The 9,751-nt window shown below is 72.5% G+C and carries 6 protein-coding genes; 1 reads left to right on the top strand and 5 read right to left on the bottom strand.

Going from position 1 to position 9,751, the window contains the following annotated elements; translation table 11 throughout:
- Positions 1-154: 154 nt before the first annotated feature.
- The 5 genes from fusA to BIV23_RS44750 form a co-directional block, all read right to left on the bottom strand.
- Positions 155-2,236, bottom strand: a complete 2,082-nt coding sequence (fusA, locus tag BIV23_RS44770; protein WP_071386742.1) for an elongation factor G — start codon at positions 2,234-2,236, stop codon at positions 155-157.
- A gap of 410 nt (positions 2,237-2,646) precedes the next feature.
- Positions 2,647-3,084, bottom strand: coding sequence for a hypothetical protein (locus BIV23_RS44765; protein WP_071386741.1), 438 nt, complete (start codon positions 3,082-3,084; stop codon positions 2,647-2,649).
- A 51-nt stretch (positions 3,085-3,135) separates the two neighbouring features.
- Positions 3,136-3,996: a heavy metal-binding domain-containing protein gene (locus tag BIV23_RS44760; RefSeq protein ID WP_245790951.1), complete on the bottom strand. Its 861-nt coding sequence runs from the start codon at positions 3,994-3,996 to the stop codon at positions 3,136-3,138.
- Positions 3,997-4,009: 13 nt separating this feature from the next.
- Entirely contained in the window at positions 4,010-4,954 is a 945-nt protein-coding gene (locus tag BIV23_RS44755) for a heavy metal-binding domain-containing protein (protein ID WP_071386740.1), read from the bottom strand.
- Positions 4,955-5,143: 189 nt separating this feature from the next.
- A complete protein-coding gene (locus BIV23_RS44750; RefSeq protein ID WP_245790950.1) occupies positions 5,144-8,476 on the bottom strand; it encodes a lectin in 3,333 nt (1,110 codons plus the stop codon).
- 637 nt (positions 8,477-9,113) lie between these two features.
- On the opposite strand from BIV23_RS44750, the gene BIV23_RS44745 reads away from it, so the two are divergent.
- Entirely contained in the window at positions 9,114-9,749 is a 636-nt protein-coding gene (locus BIV23_RS44745; protein WP_071386738.1) for a hypothetical protein, read from the top strand.
- Positions 9,750-9,751: the final 2 nt, after the last annotated feature.

The following is a 9,751-nucleotide window of genomic DNA, read 5'->3' as shown; positions in this document are numbered from 1 at the left end:
GGGGTGTTGATGGTGGTCGGGGTGTTGGGGTGGTGGAGGTGTTGGGGGTGGCGGGCGGGGCCGAGGCGGTGGGACCGGGACCGCAGGGGCCGGACCCCGGACCCGGGGCTCCTGGGAGCCCAGGGCCCCGGGGGCCGGGGAGTCCGGTGGTCCGCTACCGGGTGGGGGCGGGTGCCGTGTCCGGCCGTGGTGCCGGGGCGTAGCCGGTGGGGCGGGCGGTGAAGGTGCCCCGGCCCTGGGTGCGGCTGCGCAACCGGGTCGCGTAGCCGAAGAGTTCGGCCAGCGGGACGGTCGCCGTCAGGACGGTCGCGCCGCGCCGCGTCTCGGAGCCGCCGACCCGGCCGCGCCGAGCGGCCAGGTCCCCGAGGACCGTGCCGACCGCGTCCTCGGGCACGGTGACCGTGACCTCGGCGACCGGTTCCAGCACGGCCGTCGCGCAGGCGCGCAGGGCCGCGCGGAGCCCGAGCCGGCCGGCGGTGCGGAAGGCCGTGTCGGAGGAGTCCTTCACATGGGTGGACCCGTCGGTGAGCGTGACCCGCAGCCCGGTCACCGGATGCCCGTCGAGCGGCCCCTCGGCGAGGGCGTCCCGGCACCCGGCCTCCACCGCACGCACGTACTCCTGCGGCACGCTTCCGCCGACCACGGCGGAGCGGAACTCGAAGCCGGTGGCGCCGACTTCGGGTCCCAGCGGTTCCACGTCGAGCACGACATGCGCGAACTGCCCCGCCCCGCCGTCCTGTTTGACGTGCCGGTACCCGAACCCCGTCACTCCCGCGACGACCGTCTCCCGACAGGCGACCCGCGGCCGCCCCACGGTGACCTCGGGTCCCCCCTCGCGCCGCACCTTCTCCACCGCGACCTCCAGATGGAGTTCGCCCATTCCGGACAGCACGGTCTGTCCGGTCTCGGCGTCGGTGCGCACCACCAGCGAGGGGTCCTCCTCGACCAGCCGGGCCAGCGCCGCCGCCAGCGGGCCGGTGTCCGTGGCCCGACGGGCCTCGACCGCGACGGACACCACGGGCTCGGCGACGGTCGGCGGCTCCAGCAGCAACGGAGCACCGGGATCGCACAGGGTGGAGCCGGCCCGCGCCGACTTCACGCCGACGAGCGCCACGATGTCCCCGGCGACCGCCCGGTCGAGCGGGACGTGCCGGTCCGCCATGACCCGCAGGATGCGTGCCACCCGCTCGCCACGCCCGCTGCCCTGCTCTCGCACGGTGTCTCCTTTCTCCAGGGTGCCCGAGTAGACACGGACGTGGGCCAGTCGTCCCGTGGCACCGGCGTTCACCTTGAACACCAGCCCGCTGAACGGGGCCTGGGGATCGGCGGCCCGCTCCTGCTCGGCGCCCGCGTGCACGCCGCGCACGGCGGGGACGTCCAGCGGCGAGGGCAGACAGGCGACGACCGCGTCCAGCAGCGGCTCGATGCCGCGGTTGCGGTAGGCCGAGCCGGCGAGGACGACCACGCCGTCCCCGGTGCGGGTGAGATCGCGCAGCGCGGCGGTGAGGGTGCCGGCGGAAAGCGTGTCCTGCCCGCAGAACTCCTCCAGCGCGCCCGGATGCAGCCCGGCCACCGCCTCCGCCAGCATCCGTCGCCGTCGTACGGCCTCCTCCCGCAACTCCTCGGGCACGGCTCCCTCCACCGCCGTACCGCTCGCGTCGCCCCACGTCAACGCGCGCATCCGCACCAGGTCGACGACACCGGTGAACGCGTCCTCGGCGCCGATCGGCAGTTGCACGACCAGCGGCGCCGGGTGCAGCCGCTCCCGGATGGAGGCGACGGCCCGGTCGAGATCGGCGCCCGCGCGGTCCAGCTTGTTGACGAACGCGATACGCGGGACGCCGTGCCGGTCGGCCTGCCGCCACACCGACTCGCTCTGCGGCTCGACCCCGGCGACGGCGTCGAACACGGCGACCGCCCCGTCGAGGACCCGCAGCGAGCGCTCGACCTCGTCGGCGAAGTCGACGTGGCCGGGGGTGTCGATGAGGTTGATGCGACAGCCGTCCCAGGCACAGCTGACGGCGGCGGCGAAGATGGTGATGCCGCGGTCGCGTTCCTGCGGGTCGAAGTCGGTGACGGTGGTGCCGTCGTGCACCTCGCCCCGCTTGTGGGTGGTGCCCGTCGCGTACAGGATCCGCTCGGTGACGGTGGTCTTGCCCGCGTCGACGTGGGCGAGGATGCCGAGGTTGCGGACGGCGGTGAGCGGGGTGGCGGGACTGGTGATGTGCGTGCGCACGGCCCGGGGCCTTTCTGGGGTTCGGAGCGTCTCCGGTCTGCGGAGACAAGGGGCGGCGCGATGCGCCCGTGCGCCCCGGACGGCGACGGCGTCCCGGCCGGCCGGCGCGTGGCCGGTGCGGGCGGGGAAGGTCAGCGGGACGTCACGGGTGTCCGGTGCCGGCCGCGCAGCGGGCACCGGCCGGACGGGGACACGAGGATCACCTCGTACCGGCAACGGGGAGCGAGGTCAGCGCCGTGTGCGCGCATGGCCGACTCCCCTCTGTTCCGTGTCCGACGTGGTACGGGACGACGGTACGAGGCGCGACGCGGCCGGGGCACGTGATTTTCCGGGTACCTGCGGCGGTACCGCGAGCCGCGTGCGCAGCGCACGCCGCGGAGACGGCCGCGGAGGTGGCGGACGCGGCGTCGCTACTCGCCGAGCAGCAGCCGCTCCAGCGCCGCGCGCGCCCGCGCGTCGGACTGTGCCCGGGCCGTGACCGCGACCGCGAGTTCCCGCAGCCACTCGTCGAGCGCCACCGGCCGCCGCGAGAGCACCACGCCGCGGACCTCCTTGCAGACCTCGCCCCGGGGCTGCGCGCCCGCCAGGTCGAGCACGAGACGCTGCTCGCCGAGGAAGACCTCGACCCGCTCGACACGGCCGTCGCGCCCCGCGAGCCGGTCGGCCAGGCCCCGGCGGCGCTCGACGGCGACCGAGCCCGGCGGCAGCGCCTCGGCGAGGGTCCCCGTGAGCACCCGGGCATACACCTCCAGGTCGGCGGCGTCCCTGCGCAGCGCGGCCGTCAGCAGCTCGATGGAGTCCGACGCCCCGGCGGGCTCGAACGGTACGGGGTCCTGGGGCGAGGTCATCGTGGGGCCTCTCGTGGGTGTGCGGTCGATCCGGGTCTGCGGGCCGGACGCTCAGCCGTCCAGGCCGAGCACCATCGTCGGGCGCTCGATGACATGGTCCTCGCGCAGCGGCCGTACGGCCGTGCCGATCGCGAAGAACTCCGTGGTGTGTCCGCCCCAGCGGTGGTTGTGCGCGTTGAGCTGCACGCCGACGATGCCCTCCGCCCGCAGCTCCTCCGCCTCGTGCTGCATCCGCGCCATCGCCAGTTCCCGCGCGTCGTACAGCGCCTGGGTGAACTGCTCGATCTCCACGTTCTTGCCGATGTTGGAGAACATCTGCCCCATCCGCTGGTGCGCGATGTGGTAGACGCAGGTGCCCATCACCATGCCCAGCGGGGCGTAGCCGGCGCGGATGAGCGTCCAGAAGTCCTGGCCGTTGAGGTCCGAGGTGAACGGCTGGCCCTTGAGGTTGCGCCAGCTGCCGCCGCCCGCGCCCGGTGCCGGTTGGTCGGCCTTGACGGCGGTGCCGACGGCGATGAACTCCGCGATGTCGGTGCCGAATTCACGGGCCTCGACGCTCAGTCGCACCCCGACGATGCCGTCCGCGCCCAGCTGGGCCGCCTCCGCCTCCATGCGGGTCATCGCCAGTTCACGGGCGTGGTACATCGCCTGGCTGAGCGTCGTCAGCTCCTGGTTCTTGCCCCAGCGGCCGAGCTGGATGCCCACGTGGTAGATCGAGCTGCCCAGTACGAGGCCGATGGGCCTGAAGCCCGCCTCGCGCACGAGCAGGAACTCGTTGACCGACAGGTCGCTGGTGAAGATCGAACCCGGCTTCCCCGGCTGCAGCTCGGCCAGCCGCCGCATCGCGTCGGCCGGCACACCCTGGGCGGACATGCCGTGAGCGGTGCCATCGGCGGGGTTGAAGGCGGTCATGAACGGGTTCCCCTCATCGTATGTCGGTGGCGGTACGGCGCATGCTCCGCCGGCGTCGTTCCGGGTCGAGCGGCATCACGGTGAGGGTGCGGGGCGGCTCCTCGCGTGCCGTGAAGCGGGCGACGGTGGTGCCCACCAGCGTCGCCTCGGCCACATGGTCGTGCTGCTCGTTGTTGCCGCTGCCGCGCGTGCAGGACTCGCCCCAGACGCGCAGGCGGCCCGCGGCGAGGATCACGCCGTCGCCGCCCCGGCGCCCGCTCTGCGCCCGCAGGTGCGCCCGGGCGTCGGAGCGCACCGCCTGGACGAGCTCGCTCCAGCCGCTGACCTCGGTGTTGCTCCATGAGCGGGTCTGGGCGCGGGTGGTGTAGTCGTCGTGGCGTACGCCGATGGACATTCCGTAGAGCAGCTCGACGGGGACCCATCCCGCGGTCACCAGCTTCGCGAACCCCTGGCCGTCGAGGTGGCAGGTGAACGGCTGCGGCGCCCGGACCGTTCCGGCCGCGCGCACCGCGGTCCCGATCACCTTGAACTCCAGGCAGTTGGGCTGGGCCGCGAAGGGCGCCACCGTCAGCTGCGCCGCGACGACGCCGTCGCCGCCGAGGGCCGAGCACTCCGCGGCCATCCGGTCGAGGGCCGAGCGACGCGCCCGGTCGAGCACCTCGACGAGCCGGGCGGACGGGGCGCCGCCGCCGGAGAGGGCGACGGGCGCGGGGGCACCGCTGAAGGCGTACTGCAGGCCCCGGTAGAGGCAGTCGTGGTAGCCCCAGTACCGGCCGCTGCGGCCCACGTGGTAGACGGCCGAGCCCATGACCTGGCCCACCGGTTCGAACCCCACGGCGCGCAGCGCGGCGAACGCGCCGGTGGACAGCGCCGAGGACCACGTCCCGCTGCTCCGCACCTCCGCGATGCGCGCGGCCGCCGCCGGGGGCAGCCCGGCTCCCGTCCATTCCCCGTTCATGGACACCAACTTCCCGCGTCGCACCTGCCCGTGGAGTACAGGGGCCCGAGTCTATGCCCGGCCGTCCGGCGGAGGGGGCCGGGGGGAGCCGTGCGACCTCTGGGAGGGGAAAGGACACGGCGGGCCGGTGCCCGGAGCAGGTGCCCGGGGACCGGCCCGCCGTCGTGGGTGCCTACGGCTTCTGTCCGGCTACTGGCCGAAGCCGTAGGAGAACAGGTGGTCGGTGCCCGTGGAGCCCGTCACCGGCAGCGTGACCGACGCGACCTTCTTCGACGGATCCAGCGGGACCTTCGTGGCGAAGACGTAGGTCTTGACGCCGTCCCGGCCTCCGCTCCCGGTGTTCCGGTAGGCCGTCGTCACGGCCGTCGTGTCACTCGCGAGCGGCTTGGTGGACCCGCCGTTGAGCGTCCAGTCCGAGAAGCCGACCGTCGCCTTCGCGGTGCTGCCGTCGGTGTAGGTGACCGTCACCGTGCCCGAGACCCCGCTGCCGTCGGTGGGCGCGTTGGTCGCGGTGCCCAGCAGGCCCAGTGACGCGCCGGACGTGCCGGCCGGCATGAGGATGCGCTGGCCGGCCATCTCCAGGTTGTCGAGCTGACCGGAGGTCACGGTGGGCCAGGTGTAGGAGATGCCGTCGACCGTGAGGGAGGAACCGCTGGTGACGCCCGCCGCCGCCAGCGCGTTCTGCGAGAACGCCCAGCCGCCGTCGTCGAAGCCGCCCGAGAAGGCGGCGCCGTCGGGGTAGACGCCCTCGTTGGTGTCGAACGGCCACAGCGCGCCGGCCTTCGCCACGGCCACGCGCAGGCTCGCCCCGCTCAGCGCCGCACCGGTGCCGTGGTCGGTCAGCCCGAAGGCGACCGGGTACGTCCCCTCGCTCGCGCCCGCGGTCACGTGGACCTTCGCCTCGGCGCTGCCCGAGGCGGGCACCGTCAGCGAGCCGGACGTCGTGTCCAGCGTGACACCGGAGGGTGCCGTCGCCTTCCAGTCGACCGTGACGGCCGCGGCGCCGAGGTTGGTCAGGACGAGTGTGCCGTCACCGGACGTGCCCGGCTGGAGCACCAGGCCGTCGCTGGAGGGACCGGTCGCGGCCAGCACCCGGCCGCCGCCCGTGGTGTCCGACGGCGGTGCCGCCGAGGGGCCGGACGCCCAGGAGGTGTCGGGCTGGGTGCCGAGCGTGAAGTCGAGCGTGCCCGCGCCCTTGAACTGCTGGTACGTCAGCCAGGAGGTCTTCCACTCCTTGCCCTTCACGTCGAGCGACTGCACGTACGGCGCCTGGGGCGCGGCCTGCGGCGCGTTGATCCGCACGGTCCTTCCGCCCGCGAAGGTCACCTGCGCCACCGGGAAGACCGGGCTGCCGAGCGCCAGGGTGTCCGTGCCCGGGGTCTCCGGGTACATGCCGAGCTCGGACCAGACGTACCAGGAGCTCATCGCGCCGAGGTCGTCGTTGCCGAACGAGCCGACCGGCGCGTTGAAGTACAGCTTCTGCTGGGCCTCGCGGACGGCCGCCTGGGTCTTCCACGGCTGCCCCGTGTAGTCGTACTCCCAGGGGATCTCCACGCTGGGCTCGTTGCTCAGGTCGGCGTTGGTGTTGCCGGGGCTGGTGATGTTGCCGAGGAGGCTGTCCAGGTAGGACGAGTACGCCTGGTCGCCGCCGCGTGCCTGGATGAGCTGGCGCAGGTTGAACGGGACCATCGGCGTGTACTGGGCCGACGTCCCCTCCACGAAGCCGTTGGAGGTGCCGGGGGTGAAACCGCCCGCGAACTGGCCGTCCTTGTTCTTGGCCTGCATATAGCCGGTCTGCGGGTTGAAGACGTTCATCCAGTCCTGGGCGCGGGTGGCGAACTTCTCGTAGACGGCCGTCCTGCCCAGCGACTTCGCGAAGGAGGCGAGGGCGTGGTCGGCGGAGTCGTACTCCAGCTGGGTGGAGACCGGGCCGTAGAAGTTGCAGCAGCCGAAGTCGTTCTCGTCCAGCGGGAGGTAGCCCTTCGCGTCCCGCACCGACTCGCCGGGGCGGTCGTTGTTGGGGGCGGTGGCCTCGTGCTCCAGCGCGGCGAGTGCCTTGTCCGTGTCGAAGCCCGTCGCACCGAAGGCGTACGCGTCGGCGATGATGCCCGCGGCCGGGTCCCCCACCATCACGTAGCTCTCGCCGTTGTTCGAGGCCCACTTGGGCAGCAGGCCCGTCTGGTCGTAGCCGTTGAGCATCGAGGTGACGACGTCGCCGGCGACCTTGGGCTCGACCATCGCCATCAGCTGGGTCTGGGAGCGGTAGGTGTCCCAGCCGGAGTAGTTGGCGTACTGCGCCTTCTGCCCCGTGGCCAGCTTGTGGACCTGGTCGTCCATCCCCATGTACTGGCCGTTGTCGTCGGAGAGGACGTTCGGGTGCAGCAGCGCGTGGTAGAGCGCGGTGTAGAACTGCACCTGCTGGTCCGCGGAGCCGCCGCCGATCCGCACCTTGCCCAGTACGGCGTTCCAGGCGTCGTGGTTGGCCTGCTCGACGGCGCCGGGGTTCCACTGCCTGATCTCGGTGGCGAGGTTGTCCGCCGCGCCCGCGTCACTCGTGTACGAGATGCCGACCTTCGCGCTCACCGTCCGGGCGGCGGAGGTGTCGAAGGTCAGGTACATGCCGTTGGCGCCCGTCGTGGGCGGCTGGGCAGTCCTGCCCGCGCCGGCCGAGCGGGGCGTGGCGCCGCCGCTCGCGGCCGGGGAGGGTGTGCCGGAGGTCTTGCCGCCGCTCCCGTGGACCGTCGGGGCCGGCTTCGCGGGGACGGTGAAGTGCCTGTCCTTCAGCGGGGCCGACCGGGGAGCCGTCGGGTTCTGCCGCGCCTTGCCCGCCGTCAGCGATGTCGCGCCGGGGTTGACGGTGCTGCCGACCCAGGTGCCGCTCGCGGTGAACGGCCGGTCGAACGTGACGTCGAAGTGCAGCGTGTACCTGTTGTTCGCGCCGCAGAAGTGACCGCTGTCGATCGCGCCCCTGATCTCCTTGTCGTTCACCACCTGGACGCGGGTCCCGTCGACCTGCGTGGCGCCGCCGCTGAGCTTGAACAGCAGGTTCGCCGGCGCACCCGCCGGGAAGGTGAAGGTGCCCAGGCCCGCGCGGGTGGTGTCGGTCAGCTCGGTCCTGACCCCGCCCGCGTCGGTGACCTTGTAGTACCCGATGCCGGCCTGCTCGTCGTGGTGGCTGAAGCCGACGGACGCCTTGCCGGGGTCGCCCGGCAGCGCGCCGGTCACCGGCAGGACGGGCAGGTCGCCCGCGACGGGGCAGCCGGGCCCGGAGACGTGGGTGAGGCTGAAGCCGGAGATCTTGTCGTCGTTGTACTCGTAGCCGCCGCCGTCGGCGCGGTCGGGCGTCGTGTCCGGACCCCACTGCACCATGCCGGCCGGCATGTCGGGGCCGGGGAAGGTGTCCACCGCACCGGAGGTGCCGATGAGGGGGTTGACGAGAGACGCGGGGTCCGTCACGAGGGCCGGCGTCGCGGTGCTCGCGGCATACGCGCTCCCGATCGCCGGAAGGGGGAGGGCGGCCATGCCCAGGACCGCGACCACGGCCAGGCGTCGGCGGAATCTCTTTCGGTCACGTGGCGCGGCTGAACGTCGGGGTCTCACCATCGGTTGCCTCCACAGCGGTTCGTGCTTCGCACATCGGATGAAGGCGCGCCGAAGCAGGCCGGAGCGCCGGCGACAGACAACAGTTCCGGCCGCGCCCCCCACGGCCTGACAACGTTGCCATGCACGAGAGTTGAGTGAAACGCGTGTGCTTGCGGCATGTCAACGAGGCCAACAAGACTTTCTGAGTGCGAAGTTCACCGCCCGGCACGTTCGGTCGCGCTGCGGCGCGCCGGTCGCCGAGTCGCCGTCACGGCGCGGTCCGCCGGCCGGTACGGGAGCCCGCTAACACGAACCGGCCCACGGCTTTCGCAGCGACACGCTGTCGGCGTGGGGTGAGCGGGCGTCAGGAGATCATTCGGACGGACTAATCGTCATTCAATATGCCTTCTTTTCCGGCCACTTCACTTCCTGACCGAGCACCAAAAAAGCCCGCTTATAACCCGATCGGCCTCTGTTATGGATTTTCCGAAATGCCCGATTCGACGGCCGTGAGTACGTTTGATCGCAGTCGGCTGACGAGCCGACATCTCCGAGATATCCAGACAGGAGAAGCGACATGAAGCTCGCTCGTTCCACCATGGTGACCGCCGCCGCCGGAGCCGCCGCGGCACTCGCCGTCACCGGCATCACCTACGCCTCGGCGGCCTCCGCCCCGGCGCCCCAGGCGGCCCCGGCCGCCGTCGCCGACGCCCCGCAGGCGCCGTTCGGCGGCGACTCCGGGCAGGGCAAGAGCAACAACAACAGCAACACGAACAGCAACAACAACGAAAGCAAGGGCAACGAGGGCAAGGGCAACGAAGGGCGCCGCGAAGAAGGCCGGGGCCACGAGGAGCGCAGGGAGGAGGGCCGCATCCTCGTCAACGAGCGGTCCTACTCCGCCCGCCCGGGCGACTGCATCACCGTGATCAGCGGCCTGGGCGCCAAGACCCTCAACGTCCGCAACGACAGCCACAAGCGCGTGGAGGTCTTCCGCGGGGCGGTCTGCGACAACGGCGCTCCCATCGCCACCGTCGGCGCCTGGAGCACCAGCTTCGGAGTCGACGACCTGCACGTCAAGGACGGCGTCCACGTCAAGGACGGCATCGTGGCCAGCTTCCGCGTGGACTGCGACCACGAGGGCGGCTGGGGCGAAGGCGGCCGGGGCGAGGGCGGCCGGGGCGAGGGCGGCGACGGCGGCGGCTGGGACGACTGATC

Source organism: Streptomyces monashensis (assembly GCF_001866665.1).
Classification (GTDB): Bacteria; Actinomycetota; Actinomycetes; order Streptomycetales; family Streptomycetaceae; genus Streptomyces; species Streptomyces monashensis.
Note: the sequence above shows the minus strand (reverse complement) of the source record. Positions and strands in the feature narration are given on the sequence as shown.